The sequence below is a fragment of the Bradyrhizobium sp. 44 genome (genome assembly GCF_023073095.1).
Taxonomy (GTDB): Bacteria; Pseudomonadota; Alphaproteobacteria; order Rhizobiales; family Xanthobacteraceae; genus Bradyrhizobium.
The window spans coordinates 265,051-277,970 of sequence record NZ_JADPIY010000014.1; the positions used below are offsets into that span (position 1 = coordinate 265,051).

General features: G+C 64.0%; 13 protein-coding genes. 2 read left to right on the top strand and 11 right to left on the bottom strand.

Features of this window, described 5'->3' with window-relative positions:
• Positions 1-280: 280 nt before the first annotated feature.
• The 8 genes from IVB41_RS12065 to IVB41_RS12100 all read right to left on the bottom strand — a co-directional run bounded on the left by IVB41_RS12065 (position 281) and on the right by IVB41_RS12100 (position 8,142).
• Positions 281-1,021 (bottom strand): ABC transporter ATP-binding protein, encoded by a 741-nt coding sequence (locus tag IVB41_RS12065; RefSeq protein ID WP_247431283.1) that lies wholly within the window; start codon positions 1,019-1,021, stop codon positions 281-283.
• The gene (locus tag IVB41_RS12070; RefSeq protein ID WP_247431287.1) at positions 1,018-1,851 is read right to left on the bottom strand and encodes an ABC transporter ATP-binding protein; all 834 of its coding nucleotides are present in this window, start codon (positions 1,849-1,851) and stop codon (positions 1,018-1,020) included. The genes IVB41_RS12065 and IVB41_RS12070 overlap by 4 nt, the downstream gene beginning before the upstream one ends.
• Positions 1,851-3,674 (bottom strand): ABC transporter permease, encoded by a 1,824-nt coding sequence (locus IVB41_RS12075; protein WP_247431290.1) that lies wholly within the window; start codon positions 3,672-3,674, stop codon positions 1,851-1,853. The genes IVB41_RS12070 and IVB41_RS12075 overlap by 1 nt, the downstream gene beginning before the upstream one ends.
• Before the next feature lie 13 nt (positions 3,675-3,687).
• A complete protein-coding gene (locus IVB41_RS12080) occupies positions 3,688-4,845 on the bottom strand; it encodes an ABC transporter substrate-binding protein (protein ID WP_247431293.1) in 1,158 nt (385 codons plus the stop codon).
• A gap of 60 nt (positions 4,846-4,905) precedes the next feature.
• Positions 4,906-5,490, bottom strand: coding sequence for an alkylhydroperoxidase domain protein (locus IVB41_RS12085; protein ID WP_247287730.1), 585 nt, complete (start codon positions 5,488-5,490; stop codon positions 4,906-4,908).
• Positions 5,491-5,502: 12 nt separating this feature from the next.
• Positions 5,503-6,129, bottom strand: coding sequence for a CMD domain protein (locus IVB41_RS12090; protein WP_247432838.1), 627 nt, complete (start codon positions 6,127-6,129; stop codon positions 5,503-5,505).
• A 47-nt stretch (positions 6,130-6,176) separates the two neighbouring features.
• Entirely contained in the window at positions 6,177-7,211 is a 1,035-nt protein-coding gene (locus tag IVB41_RS12095) for a putative FMN-dependent luciferase-like monooxygenase (protein ID WP_247431296.1), read from the bottom strand.
• A gap of 136 nt (positions 7,212-7,347) precedes the next feature.
• Positions 7,348-8,142 carry a MetQ/NlpA family ABC transporter substrate-binding protein gene (locus tag IVB41_RS12100; RefSeq protein ID WP_027570461.1) on the bottom strand — a complete coding sequence of 265 codons (795 nt, stop codon included), beginning with the start codon at positions 8,140-8,142 and terminating at the stop codon, positions 7,348-7,350.
• 392 nt (positions 8,143-8,534) lie between these two features.
• On the opposite strand from IVB41_RS12100, the gene IVB41_RS12105 reads away from it, so the two are divergent.
• Positions 8,535-10,322 carry a peptide ABC transporter substrate-binding protein gene (locus tag IVB41_RS12105; RefSeq protein ID WP_247431299.1) on the top strand — a complete coding sequence of 596 codons (1,788 nt, stop codon included), beginning with the start codon at positions 8,535-8,537 and terminating at the stop codon, positions 10,320-10,322.
• Between the two features lie 540 nt (positions 10,323-10,862).
• Here IVB41_RS12105 and IVB41_RS12110 read toward each other — a convergent pair.
• Both IVB41_RS12110 and IVB41_RS12115 read right to left on the bottom strand, forming a co-directional pair.
• Entirely contained in the window at positions 10,863-11,045 is a 183-nt protein-coding gene (locus IVB41_RS12110) for a hypothetical protein (protein WP_247431302.1), read from the bottom strand.
• Positions 11,046-11,167: 122 nt separating this feature from the next.
• The gene (locus IVB41_RS12115; RefSeq protein WP_027519884.1) at positions 11,168-11,362 is read right to left on the bottom strand and encodes a hypothetical protein; all 195 of its coding nucleotides are present in this window, start codon (positions 11,360-11,362) and stop codon (positions 11,168-11,170) included.
• 86 nt (positions 11,363-11,448) lie between these two features.
• Between IVB41_RS12115 and IVB41_RS12120 the strand changes: the two genes are divergently transcribed.
• Entirely contained in the window at positions 11,449-11,964 is a 516-nt protein-coding gene (locus IVB41_RS12120; protein WP_027519885.1) for a ferritin-like domain-containing protein, read from the top strand.
• 63 nt (positions 11,965-12,027) lie between these two features.
• Here IVB41_RS12120 and IVB41_RS12125 read toward each other — a convergent pair whose 3' ends face one another.
• Entirely contained in the window at positions 12,028-12,885 is an 858-nt protein-coding gene (locus IVB41_RS12125; protein ID WP_247431305.1) for an SDR family oxidoreductase, read from the bottom strand.
• Positions 12,886-12,920: the final 35 nt, after the last annotated feature.

Sequence of the window (12,920 nt, forward strand, 5' to 3'; positions counted from 1 at the left end):
GGGCTCGACCGCCCGCAAAGATAATTTCGTCACGACAATCATTCCGTCTGCTGCACGCCACATCGCACGAGCGGTATGATCTTTTCATAAGATGGTCATACTGACCAGTGCAATCCCGGAGGGGGCGGCACGGTTCTGCAGCAGTGCTTGCGGCCATCCTTCGAGACGCCCGCTGCGCGGGCTCCTCACCATGAGGTCTTGTTTCGCGGCGAGATGCCCAATCCTCATGGTGAGGAGCCCGCGCAAGCGGGCGTCTCGAACCATGCAGGCCATGATGGCGCTATGCCGCCTCGGAGCCGCCGAGATAAGCGTCGCGGATGCGCGGATCGTCCTTCAGCGCGCGGGCGGAGCCGGAGAGAACGATCTTACCGGTCTGGAGCACATAGGCCTCGTGCGCGATCTCGAGCGCGAGGCTGGCGTTCTGCTCGACCATGAAGACCGAGACGCCCTCCTGGTTGATGGTGCGGATCAGCTCCAGCACGCGGTCCACATAAAGCGGCGACAGGCCCATGGTCGGCTCGTCCATCACGATCATCCTGGGACGGCTCATCAGCGCGCGCGCCATCGCGACCATCTGCTGCTCGCCGCCCGAGAGCGAGCCGGCGCGCTGCGACAGCCGCTGGCCGAGCTTCGGGAACAGCGTGAGCATCTTGTCGAGATCCTGCGCGATCGCCTCACGGTCGTCGCGCACGAAGGCGCCCATCAGGATGTTCTCGCGCACGCTCATGTCGGCGAACAGCCGCCGCGCCTCCGGCACCGAGGCGATGCCGCGGCGGACGATCTGCGGCGTGGTCAGTCCGAGCAGCGAGGTCCCGTCGAAAGTCACCTCGCCCGAGCGTGGCTTCACCAGGCCCAAAATGATCTTCATCGTCGTCGACTTACCGCTGGCGTTGCCGCCGAGCAGGCAGACGATGTGGTCGCGCGGCACTGATATCGACAGGTCGAAATGCACCTGGGCCTGGCCGTAGAAGGTATTGACGTCCGTGAGCGCGAGCAGCGCATCGCGAGGCGAGTTCGTCATGCCGCGCTCTCCTGCTTCGTCGTCAGGCCGTGGCCGAGATAGGCCTCGATCACCTTGGGATCGCCGCGCACCTGTTCACCCGGGCCTTCCGCGATCTTCTTGCCCTCGTCCATGACGATGACGCGGTCGGAGAGGCGCATCACCATTTCGAGCTTGTGCTCGATCAGCAAGATCGTCAGGCCTTCGGCCTTCAGCTCGGCGACGAGCCCCTGCATCTCCGTGGTCTCGGTCGGGTTCATGCCGGCGGTCGGCTCGTCCAGCAGCAGCAGACGCGGCTTCAGCGCGAGCGCCCGCGCGATCTCGACGCGGCGGCGATTGGCGTAGGAGAGGCTGTAGGCCGGCTGGTCGATGCGCGGCAGCAGCCGTTCGCCGAAGCGCGCGAGAATGACCTTCACCTCTTCGCGCAAGCGCTCCTCCTCGGCCTTGACGCTGGCGGGGCGCAGCAACGCCAACCCCAATTCCAGCAATGGCCCGATCACCGGCACGGCCGGCTTGACCGCACGCAGCCGCGTGTGGGCACCGATCAACACGTTATCCATCACGCTGAGATTGCCGAAGACGCGGCCGAGCTGGAACGTGCGCGCGATGCCTGCGGCGGCGAGCCGCTCCGGCGAGAGACCCGTGATGTCCAGTCCCTCGAAGCGAACCGTCCCGGCGTCCGGCCGGTCAAGCCCGGTCACGAGATTGAACAACGTCGTCTTGCCGGCCCCGTTCGGGCCGATGATGCTGATCAGCTCGCCTTTGGCGAGATCGAGATCGATGGCATCGGCGGCGGTGAGGCCGCCGAAACGCCGCGTCAGCCCGCGCAGGGACAGCATGGTCGTGCTCATCACATCGTCCCCAACAAGCCTTGCGGTCTGAACCGCACCAGCAGCAGCAGCACGATGCCGTAGATCAGGATGCGATACTCCGCCGCGATCCGGAACACTTCCGGCAGCCCGACCAGCGCAACCGCTCCGACGATGGCCCCGACGACATTGCCGAGGCCGCCGAGGATCACCACGGTCAGCGCCAAAATGGATTGCTGCGTGTTGAAGGTCTCGTGGTTGATGTAAGAATAGAGATGCGCGGCGATGCCGCCACTGACTCCGGCGGCAAAGCCGCCGAAGATGAAGGCCAGCGATTTGTAGCGATTCAGGCTGAGCCCATAGGCGCGCGAGGCGATGTCGTCGTCGCGGATGGCGCGAAAGCTGCGGCCGAGGTGGGAGCCGAGCAGGCGTCCCTGCAGCAGCGCCAGCACCACCATCACGATGAAGCTGAACCAGTAGATCGAAATCGGGCTGACCAGCTCATAGCCAAACAGCGACAGCGGCGGGATGCCGGAGATGCCGATGGGCCCGCGCGTGACGCTCTCCCAGTTCAGGATCACCAGCGAGACGATCTCGCCGATCGCGAGCGTCGCGATCGACACATAATGTCCGCGCAGCCGGAACGACGGCGAGATCAGCGCCGTGCCGAGCGCAGCACTCATCAGGCCGCCACCGATGATGGCAAGGCCGACCGGCACGGCGAACGTGAGCGACAGCAGCGCGGAGGTGTAGGCCCCGATCGCGAGCAGCGCGGCGTGTCCCAGCGAGACCTGACCGATCGTGCCTGCAACCAGGGTGAGGCTCAGCGCGAGCATGCCGAGCAGCCAGGCGTTGATCAGGGTCTGGAGCACATAGAACGACACCGGCAACAGCGGCAGGATCGAAAAGACGGCGGTCGCGATCAGCAGAGCCCAGCGCGGAATGCGCACCGGGCGGCTCGGCGCAATGAAAGTGCCGGTGAGCGGCTCGGGCGGCGCCTGCCGGGCGCTGGCGAACAGGCCGTTCGGGCGCAGCACGAGCACCACGACCAGCAGCAGGAACGCGAACAGATTGCGGTAGCTGGTGCCGAACACGGCGACGCCATAGCTCTCGACCAGTCCGAGCAGCAGACTGCCGATCACCGCGCCCGGCACGTTGCCGGCGCCGCCAACGACTTCGGCGACGACGCCCTTGAGCGTCGCCTGCAGGCTCATCGCGGTGTCGATCTGGTTGTAGTACATGCCGACCAGCAGGCCGGAAACGCCGCCGAGCGCGGCCGCAATGCCGAACACGGCCTGATTGACGCGATTGACGTCGACGCCCATCTGCATCGCGGCGTCGCGGTCCTGCGCGGTGGCACGCACGGCCCAGCCGAGCTTGCTGTAGCGCAGGAACACGAACAGCAGCAACGCGCTGGTGAGGCCGACGCCGGCGATGAGGAGATCGAGCGGTCCGATCGTGCCGCCGCCGATCTGGAAGCGGATATCCGGCAACTGGCTCGGCAGCGCGCGCGGATTGGGCGAGAAGGTCAGCATCACGAGCTGATCGAGCACGAAGCTGATGCCTATGGTCGCCAGCAACGGCGCGATGCGCACCGAGTTTTGCAGCGGACGCAGCCCAAACCGCTCGATGATCAAGCCCACCAGCGCCGCCGCCACCGCGACCACGATGATGGTGAGCGGGAGCGGCGTATGCAGCTGCACCACCGCGACCCAGCCGATATAGGCGCCAACGAGATAGATCGAGCCTTGCGCAAAGTTGATCAGCCGGCTGACGCCGAAGATCAGCGCGAGCCCGACCGCAACGAGGGCGTAGACGTTACCGACGATCAGCCCGTTGATCGTGTAGTCGAGCCAGGAAGACACGCAGAAAATCCCCTCAGGTCGGCTTGCCGTCCCAGAGGGCGAACTGGCCCTTGCGCACGACGAGCTCGGCGTTCATGGCGCCCTTGACGCGCCGGCTCTCGACGTCGAACGTCGCCTTGCCGAAGATCACGCTCGAGACGTCCTTCACTTTCGTGAAGGCGTCGCGGATCGCGCGCCGGTCGGCGCCGCCGATCCTCACGACGGCGGCCGCCATGTTCATCGCGTCATAGGCGTAGGCGTTGAACGCGTCGGGCTCCACCCCGTTGTACTTCTTCTTGAAGCCCGCGATGAACGTCTGCACCTCGAGGCGCGGGTCTTCCGGGAAGTAGCGCGTTCCGACATGGACGTCCTCGACCGCATCGCCGCCGAGCTCCAGGAATTTCGGCGAGTAGACCGAGCTAGCGGCGCAGATCACCTGCTTCAGCCCGACCTGGCGCGCCTGGCGCGCGATCAGCGCACCGTCGGAATAATAGGAGATCAGGATCAACCCGTCCGGATTGGCGTCGCGGACCCGCACCAGCGTGGAGCGGAAGTCGCGCTCCTCCGCGATGTAGCCTTCGGTGACGGCGATTTCGGCGCCGTGCTCTTTCGCGGCCTTGACGAAATAGTCACGGCTGGTACGGCCCCAATCGGTGTTGAGGTGCAGCACAGCGAGCTTCTTCAAGCCGAGACGTTTGACGGCATAGGCCGCCAGCAGCGGCTGCTCGTCGGCCTGACTGACCGAGGTGCTCCACATGAAGTCGCCGCCCTTGGTGAAGTCGGGATGCGAATTGGTGAAGCCGAACTGCACCAGCCCGCCGCGCTGATAGATCGGCGACGCCGCCATCGAGGCGGGACTGGAGAAGTCGCCGAGCTCCATGACGATCCTGGGATCGGAGACGAACTTCTGGGCGATCGCCACCGACTGGCGCGGGTCGCTCTGGCTGTCCTCGAAGCTGTAGGCGAGCTTGCGGCCGTTGATGCCGCCCGCCGCCTGAATCTCGTCGAGCGCGAGATCAAAGCCCTGCTTCCACTGCGTGCCATATTGCGCGTTCGGGCCGGTCAATGGACCGCTGACGCCCAGCAAAATGGGTTCGGACGATTGCGCAAGCGCGGCGCGCGAGAAGGCCGCTCCCGCCATCATGGCGGCAAGCGAGCCCTTGACCAGGGTACGACGATCGATGTTGCTCATGGACGGCTCCATCCTGTCAGGTGTTGAAACAACCAGCAATTTCCACGCCGGTGAGATTGGCTATTTCGAGGGCTCGCCGAGCGACAGCATCAGCCGGTTCGCCCAGTTGAAGAACGACGCGCCGTTGATGACGTCGACGATCTCCGCATCGTCGAGACCGGCGCGGCGCAGCTCATCAATATTGTCGGGGCCGAACGCGATCGGCGTTGCGGCCAGCGCCACCGAGGCCTTGACGACCGCATTCCAGCGCTCGCCGAGATCGGCGCCAACGCCCTCGTCGAGCAGCCGCTGCACATCGTCGCGGCGCTTGGAATAAGTGCTGGCGAAACGCGCGTGCACGGAGGCGCAGTAGATGCAGCCGTTGTAGCGCGAGGTCGCAGCCGCTGCGAGTTCGCGCTCGGCGCGCGGCAGGCCGTCGGCAACGTTGTAGAAGATGTCCTTGTCGGTCTTGGTGCGGGCTTCCAGCACCTCGGGATCGCGCACCAGCAGGCGGAAATACTCGGACTTGGAACGGGAGCGATCGACGAGGCCGGCGAAATGCCGCTCGGTCAGCTCAGTCTCGGGCAGCGGATCGATCCACGACACCCAGCCCAGTTCATCCTGGGTGAAGACGACGGGCGGATTGACATCGTTTGCAACGTTCATGATGCAGCCTCCTTACGCGCCGGCCGCGGCGTTCGCGGCGCGCCCGAGCGAGGCACCCAGCACGCGCAGTCCGGTGACGACGCGCACCTGGAACGACAGGAACGCAACGAGCTGAGAGAACGTGACGATGCCGGTGTTCGACCAGCCAGCGGCGAGCAACGCCCTCATGTCGGCCGCGGCCGCATCGCGCGGGCGGAACACCAGCAGATGCGCATGCTCGAACGCCGCAACGAGCCGGTCCCCGAGACTGGCCTTGCGCTCCGCGCTGACGCGGTAGATCAGGCCGGCCTTGTTCTCGACCGAAAGCGGTCCGGCCGGAAAGGCGCCGTAGGGGCCCGAGGTCTCGCCCCGCGCGATTTCGACATCGACCGCTTCGACCAGGCGCGCGCCATCGGCGGTCGCAGCTAACTTCGCGCGATAGAAGGCAGCTACAGTCGGCTCGCGGTGAAGGCCGATCACGAAGAACGCGACTGCGGCACGCTCGACAAGCGAGAAGTCACTGTCGTCGATCGGCTCGAACAGAGAGAGATAGCTCTTCTGCGCATTGTCGCGCGCCTGCACGCGCTTGGCGCGAACGCCGTCCAGAGCCGAACCCGGTTCGATCCCGGCGAGCGTGTCGATGATATCTTTCGTAGCCATCATTCAGCCTCTTGCAGCCTCGTGCAACGCGATTGCGTTCATTCCGACTAACCCGCCAGCGCCACGTCGGGCGCCGTCCGCGCCCAGCCCAGCGCCGGCGCGACCTTCTCCGCGACCAGCTCGATCGAGCGCAGGATATGGGGATGCGGGGCATCGACCGAATGTGCCTGGAAGACGAGATCGGTCACCCGCTCCAGGGTGGCGTCGGCGCGCAGCGAGGCGATGACGTCGTCGGCCGCGCCAACATGGGTGTCGAACGCCGCGATCATCTCCTCCAGCGTCTCGCCCGGCTTGGCGTGGCCGCCCTTGAGGAATTGCGGCAGAGCGCGCCGCAGGCCGATATCGGCAAGGCGCATCGCCTCGGTCCGGTCGTCGGCGACGAAGATGGTGCGCGAAGCCATGATGCGGGGCTCGCGTCCCGGCGGTAGCGCTTCGAGATAGGCATCGATCACCGGATTCTGAATCTCGGCCAGCGTTGCCTTCGGCGCCTCCTTGGTCCGGGGCTGGGTACGCGACAGCAACAGGCCATCGCCTGCCTTGCCGGCACGCGCGCCGCCCGCCACGGAGAACGTCGCCTGCCAGATTCGGTTGTCCAGTTGCGGCCGCTGTGGATAGAGCGTGTCGCCACCGTCGAGCGGCTTGCCCACCAGCGCGGTGCGGACGACCTCGAGATTGCGCGCAAAGATCTCGTTGCGCTGGGCGCCGTCGAGGCCGAACGCGGCAAAGGCCGAGGGATTGCCGCCGGTGCCAACACCGAGCTCGAAGCGACCGTTGCAGAGCAGATCGAGCACCGCGGCGTCTTCCGCCACCCTCACCGCATTCTCCAGCGGCAAGGTGACGATGCCAGTACCGAGCCGGATGCGCGAGGTTTGGGCAGCGACGTAACCGAGGAAAGTAAAGGGCGACGGCAGACCGCCCTCGCGCTCGTGGAAATGGTGCTGCGCGATCCACGCGGAATCGAGGCCCGCCTTCTCGGCGCGCACGATCTGTTCGGCCGCGAAGCGATATCGGTCGGCCGGCGGGGCCTCGTCGAGAAGCCGCGTGAAAAACCCCAGGCGTTTCAGGTTTGCTAAGCGTTTCATACGACCCCTGTCGGACGAGGATGGGCCCCGATGATGTCGGTTGCCGCAGCTCCAGACAAGCGGGCATTGCGCAGGGCTCGTACGCAAGCCTGCCCGCCGGGATCGCCCTCAGCTGAACTTTGGCTGGGCAGACTGCCTACCAGCTCGGCAGTACCGCGCCCTTGAACTTGGTCAGGACGAACTCCTTGACCTCTGCGGTGTGGTAGCTGTCCACCAGGATCTTGACCCAGGGCTTGTCCTTGTCGACCGTGCGAACGGCGATGAGATTGACGTAGGGACCCTTCGGGTCCTCGCGCAGGATCGGATCCTTGACGGGATCGAGGCCCGCCTGGGTTGCATAATTGGTGTTGATCGCCGCGGCGTCGACATCGTCGAGCGCGCGCGGCGCCTGCGCTGCGTCGACTTCGATGAACTTCAGCTTCTTGGGATTCTCGGTGATATCAAGCACCGTCGGCTTGAAGCCCGTGCCGTCCTTCAGCTTGATCGCGCCCTTGTCGCGCAGCAGCAGCAGCACGCGGCCGCCATTGGTCGGATCGTTCGGGATCGAGACCTTGCCGCCCTCGGGGATGTCGGCGAAGGCCTTGTGCTTCTTGGAATAGACGCCGATCGGAAAATTCACGGTCAGGCCGGCGGCTTCGATCTTGTAGCCACGGTCGGCCTTCTGGTTGTCCAGATAAGGCTGGTTCTGGAACGAATTGGCCTGGATCTCGCCGGCATCGAGCGCGGCGTTCGGCACGACGTAATCGGAGAATTCGATGAGCTGGATGTCGAGACCCTGCTTGGCGGCGATCGGCTTCACGGCCTCGAAGATCTGGGCGTGCGGCCCCGGCGTCACGCCGATCTTGATGGTCTCGCCTGAAGCGGCGGCCGACCAGGCGGCGAGCACGGTCGCAAGGATCAGGGGGAGGCGAAACGACATCTTGGTCTCCATGGCTTGGCAATGATTGGAACCGTATTCGCTTCTGCGCAGCGCGAAATCAATGAAATTGAAATCCATATTGGCCTGCTGGAGCGGACGACGCTTCTCCGTTCGTGCGCATGGGGGGAACGAATGCACCTGCGCAAGTATGAGGCGCATCACGGCAAAACGGCACGGATCGTTGGGCCCACGCCGCTGGAGCGAAGCGCAATCCGGAGCGCCGCCTGCCGCGGCTGGACTTATCCTGGTTTGCGCTCGGCCCCATCCGGGCTTCAGACCTCTCCCCGCACGTTCGTCATTTCGCCGCATGGTTTTCTCACCCTGTCGGCATTGCCGCCTCGCCCTTGATGAAACATGATGGGCCTTGGCCGGTGACGACTTGTCCGTGAAGTGGGGATCATCCGATGAACGAGAACGAAATCCGCAAGTCCATCGCTGAGGTGAAGCAGGGCAAGCTGTCGCGACGCTCGTTCATGCAGACGATGGCTGCGATCGGGATCGCAGCGCCGGTCGCCAGCCAGATCCTGGTCTGGAACGACGTGGCGATGGCGGACGCCACGCTGCCTTACAAGCCGACCAAGGCCGGCGGCGGCGGCCCGCTCAAGATCCTGCTCTGGCAGGCCCCGACGCTGCTCAATCCGCATTTCGCGCTCGGCACCAAGGACCAGATCGCCTCGCGCGTCTTCTTCGAGCCCCTCGCCGGCTGGGACAAGGAGGGCAACCTCGTCCCCTGCCTCGCGGCCGAGGCCCCATCCAAGCAGAACGGCGGCCTTTCGCCGGACGGCCTGAGCGTGACCTGGAAACTGAAGCAGGGCGTGAGATGGCATGACGGCAAGCCCTTCACCGCCGACGACGTCGTTTTCACCTGGCAATACGCCTCGGATCTCGCCACGGCGGCGTACACCACGGGTTCTTACAAGGACATCACGGTCGAGAAGATCGACGACTACACCGTCAAGGTGCTCTTCAAGGCCCCGACGCCGTTCTGGGCCGATCCCTTCGTCGGCTCGGTCGGTCCGATCCTGCCGAAACATCATTTCGGCGACTATGTCGGCGCGAAGTCGCGCGAAGCGCCCGGTAATCTGAAGCCGGTCGGCACCGGTCCCTACAAATTCGTCGAGTTCAAGCCCGGTGACCTGATCCGGGCAGAACGCAATCCCGACTATCACGTCAAGAACCAGCCGCATTTCGATACGCTGGAAATCAAGGGCGGCGGCGATGCGGTGTCCGCGGCGCGCGCCGTGCTGCAGACCGGCGAATACGATTATGCCTGGAACATGCAGGTGGAGGAGGAGGTCCTCAAGCGCATGGAGGCCAGCGGCAAGGGCAAGCTCGACGTCACGCCCTCCGGCAACGTCGAGTTCATCATCCTCAACACGACGGACCCGTGGACCGAGGTGGACGGCGAGCGCTCCAGCCCCAAGACCAAGCACCCGACGCTGTCCGATTCTGCCGTTCGCCGCGCGATTAACCTGCTGATCGACCGCGACTCGATCCAGAAGTTCATTTACGGGCGCGGCGGCATCGCCACCGCGAGCTTCGTCAACGCACCCAAACAGTTCAAGTCGCCCAAGCTGAAATACGAGTTCGACGTCAACAAGGCCAACAAGATCCTCGATGAAGCCGGATGGGCCAAGGGCGCGGACGGCCTCCGTGAGAAGGACGGCAAGAAGCTCAAATTCGTTTTTCAGACCTCGACCAATGCGCCGCGTCAGAAGACGCAGGCCATCATCAAGCAGGCCTGCCAGAAGGCCGGCATCGAGATCGAGATCAAGGCGGTCACGGCATCGGTGTTCTTCTCATCCGACGTCGGCAATCCCGACACCTACTCGAAGTTCTATGCCGACATGGAGATGTACAACACCACGCAACCGCAGCCCGACCCGGAGCGCTTCCTGAACCAGTGCGTCTCTTGGGAAATTTCCAACAAGGACAACAAATGGCTCGGCCGCAACGTCTCGCGCTGGTCCGATCCCGAGGCCGACAAGGCCTACAAGGCTGCACAGAACGAGCTCGATCCCGTCAAGCGCGCCGCGTTGCTGATCAAGGTCGACGAAACTTTTTGCGAGGCCAACGTGTTCCTGCCGCTTCTATCCCGCAACATCGTCAACGCAGGGGTCAACAACCTCATGGTCGACATGTCGGGATGGGACGTCACGACTTGGAATCTGGCGAGCTGGTACCGCAGCTGACGCCTTCAGCTCAATCCTTGTAAGCTCAATCCCTGCCGGCGAATTGACGGTCGAGGTTTGACGCCGTGTCGGCGCTTCTCAGCCGTTTCATCAGATCATCCCTCTCCTTACCGTCGGGCAACGACTCGGCCCTTTCGCGGATAGTCCTGGTGAACTCCGCAAGCCGCTCTTGAAGAGTGGTGGTTTGCTGAACGCGACGCCGCCTGAGCACGATCGGGTCTCCATGTCATGGCACCATGCGGTGCCCTTCTGGATTGCCAATGATAAGAGCGGGCGCAGCCATGTCTGTATCAAATGATATAGTTCAAGCCATTTGGTGCCGACGCCCTTTGTTCACATGTGAACAGTCGGAGCTGCCTTCAGCAGATGGTCCGGAACGAACAGGACGGCTGTTTCATTGACGCTGCGAGACAGCACGGACGCGCCATGGGCAAGATATTGATCAGCACCGCCGTCGTGAGCCTGGCGCTCATCATTGCCTTCGCGGTCTATGTCATCACTCTGTGAATTGCCGAAGCCAATGATAGTGCGGCTCGGAAATCACCCGCGCGCGCAGCAATCCACCAGCAGGTCCCAGATCCGCTGCGCCTCGCCCGATGCGCGGGTCTCTAACCCCTTCTCCGGGGTGGACTGCGAGTAGCCCGCCACCGGGGGCGCTTCGCGCGGCACAATCCATCTCTGCGAGATCGGATCGTACCATTTTCCGATAATCGTTTCAGTCACGCCGCTCGACTCACCGATATGATCCTGGGCGGAGCCACGGCTCACGGGCTTCGTCGAATCCCATTCACCGCGCCTCGCCCATTTTACAAATCGGCTCCTTGCCGGATCGTTCCTGCCGCGGCTCAGCCCGGCCGTGCCGGATGAAGCGTACGGGGATGCCGCTCGTGCAGCAGCCGCGCGAGCTCTTCCCGCTCCGCAGGCCGTCCCTTCATGGCGGTCTCGAACAGCGCTTCCTGGATATCGCGCGGCATGTCGCCCCACACGTCCATCGCCGCCCGTCCGAGCAGGCTCGCAAGATGATCCGCACCATCGCTCATTCGGCTCTCCTGATCTGGTCACGGGAATGGAACAGCTGCGGCTGTGCGGCGTTCCAGTTCCATCATTGTGAAAGGAGACGTCGTTTATGGGATTCTTCACTAAGGACATCAAATCGATGGAAGACCTGCTGCTGCACGGGCTGCAGGACATCTATTACGCGGAACAGCAGATCCTGAAGTCGCTGCCGAAGATGATCGACAAGGCGACCAACAGGGACCTCGTCACCGGACTGAAAGCTCATCTGGAAGAGACCAACAAGCAGGTCGACAGGCTCGGCAAGGTGTTCGCGAAGCTCGGCAAGGAGCCCAGCGGAACACACTGCCCCGCCATCGACGGCATCATCAAGGAGGCCGATGAGACGGCGGGCGAGATCGAGGACAAGGCCGTGCTCGACGCCGCGATCGTGGCCAACGCACAGGCTGTCGAGCATTATGAAATGTGCCGCTACGGCACGCTGATCGCATGGGCAGAGGAGCTTGGACACGACGACATCGTGCGCTTCCTCACGACGAACCTGAACGAAGAGAAGGCCGCCAACACCAAGCTGAACACGGTGGCGCTTCGCAAGGGCGTCAATGCCAAGGCGTCCAGCGCCGCTTGATCGAGACGTACTGGGCGTGGCGGCCCTGCTCGCAGGGCTGCCACTTTCTTGTCGCACGTTCGGTCAGATGAACGGCTTGCCGCCGGTGACCGCAAGGGTCGCTCCCGATGTGTAGCTTGAGAGCGGATCGGCGAGCATGACATAGGCGGTCGCGAGCTCGGCCGGCTGGCCGGCCCGTTGCATCGGCACCTGCTTGCCGAAATTCTTCACGGTGTCCTCCGCCATCGTCGATGGAATCAGCGGCGTCCAGATCGGACCCGGAGCGACCGCATTGACCCGAATGCCCTTTGCCGCCAGCATCTGGGCAAGCCCACCGGTAAAGTTTTGAATGGCGCCCTTGGTCGTGGCATAGGCCAGCAGGGTCGGATTCGGCATGTCGGAGTTTACCGACGCGGTATTGATGATCGCCGCTCCCGGGCGCATGTGGGGCACCGCAGCCTTGCTGAGATAGAACATGGCATGGATGTTGGTCTCGAACGTCCGCTGCCATTCCTCGTCGCTGATATCACCGATCTCCTTGAACGTGTCCTGATGGGCCGCGTTGTTGACGAGGATGTCTATTGCGTCGAACGCCTCGACGGTGCGGGAGATGATCGCGCGGCAATGATCGGGATTGCGGATGTCGCCGGGGATCAGGACGACCTTGCGTCCTTCGCGCTCCACCAGCGCCTTCACCTCGGCGGCATCCTCGTCCTCGTTCAAATAGGCGATGACGATGTCCGCGCCTTCCCGGGCATAGGCGATCGCGACCGCGCGGCCGATGCCACTGTCGCCTCCGGTGATGATTGCCTTCTTTCCGGCCAGGCGCCCGGCGCCCTTGTAAGTCTCCTCGCCGTGATCCGGTCGCGGATTCATCGCGCGAGTCGAACCGGGCATCGGTTGCTGTTGCGGAGGATAAGGCGGTTTTGGATAGTCGGTCATGGAGCGGCTCCAGGGATTTGCTCCGCTAACGGAAA

Bases quoted from the DNA above. Each gene is read 5' to 3' on its own strand.
- IVB41_RS12115 (WP_027519884.1), bottom strand. From the start codon at position 11,362: ATGAGCGATGGTGCGGATCATCTTGCGAGCCTGCTCGGACGGGCGGCG.
- IVB41_RS12100 (WP_027570461.1), bottom strand. From the start codon at position 8,142: ATGGAGACCAAGATGTCGTTTCGCCTCCCCCTGATCCTTGCGACCGTG.
- IVB41_RS12105 (WP_247431299.1), top strand. From the start codon at position 8,535: ATGAACGAGAACGAAATCCGCAAGTCCATCGCTGAGGTGAAGCAGGGC.
- IVB41_RS12065 (WP_247431283.1), bottom strand. From the start codon at position 1,021: ATGACGAACTCGCCTCGCGATGCGCTGCTCGCGCTCACGGACGTCAAT.
- IVB41_RS12080 (WP_247431293.1), bottom strand. From the start codon at position 4,845: ATGAGCAACATCGATCGTCGTACCCTGGTCAAGGGCTCGCTTGCCGCC.
- IVB41_RS12085 (WP_247287730.1), bottom strand. From the start codon at position 5,490: ATGAACGTTGCAAACGATGTCAATCCGCCCGTCGTCTTCACCCAGGAT.
- IVB41_RS12070 (WP_247431287.1), bottom strand. From the start codon at position 1,851: ATGAGCACGACCATGCTGTCCCTGCGCGGGCTGACGCGGCGTTTCGGC.
- IVB41_RS12125 (WP_247431305.1), bottom strand. From the start codon at position 12,885: ATGACCGACTATCCAAAACCGCCTTATCCTCCGCAACAGCAACCGATG.
- IVB41_RS12120 (WP_027519885.1), top strand. From the start codon at position 11,449: ATGGGATTCTTCACTAAGGACATCAAATCGATGGAAGACCTGCTGCTG.
- IVB41_RS12095 (WP_247431296.1), bottom strand. From the start codon at position 7,211: ATGAAACGCTTAGCAAACCTGAAACGCCTGGGGTTTTTCACGCGGCTT.
- IVB41_RS12090 (WP_247432838.1), bottom strand. From the start codon at position 6,129: ATGGCTACGAAAGATATCATCGACACGCTCGCCGGGATCGAACCGGGT.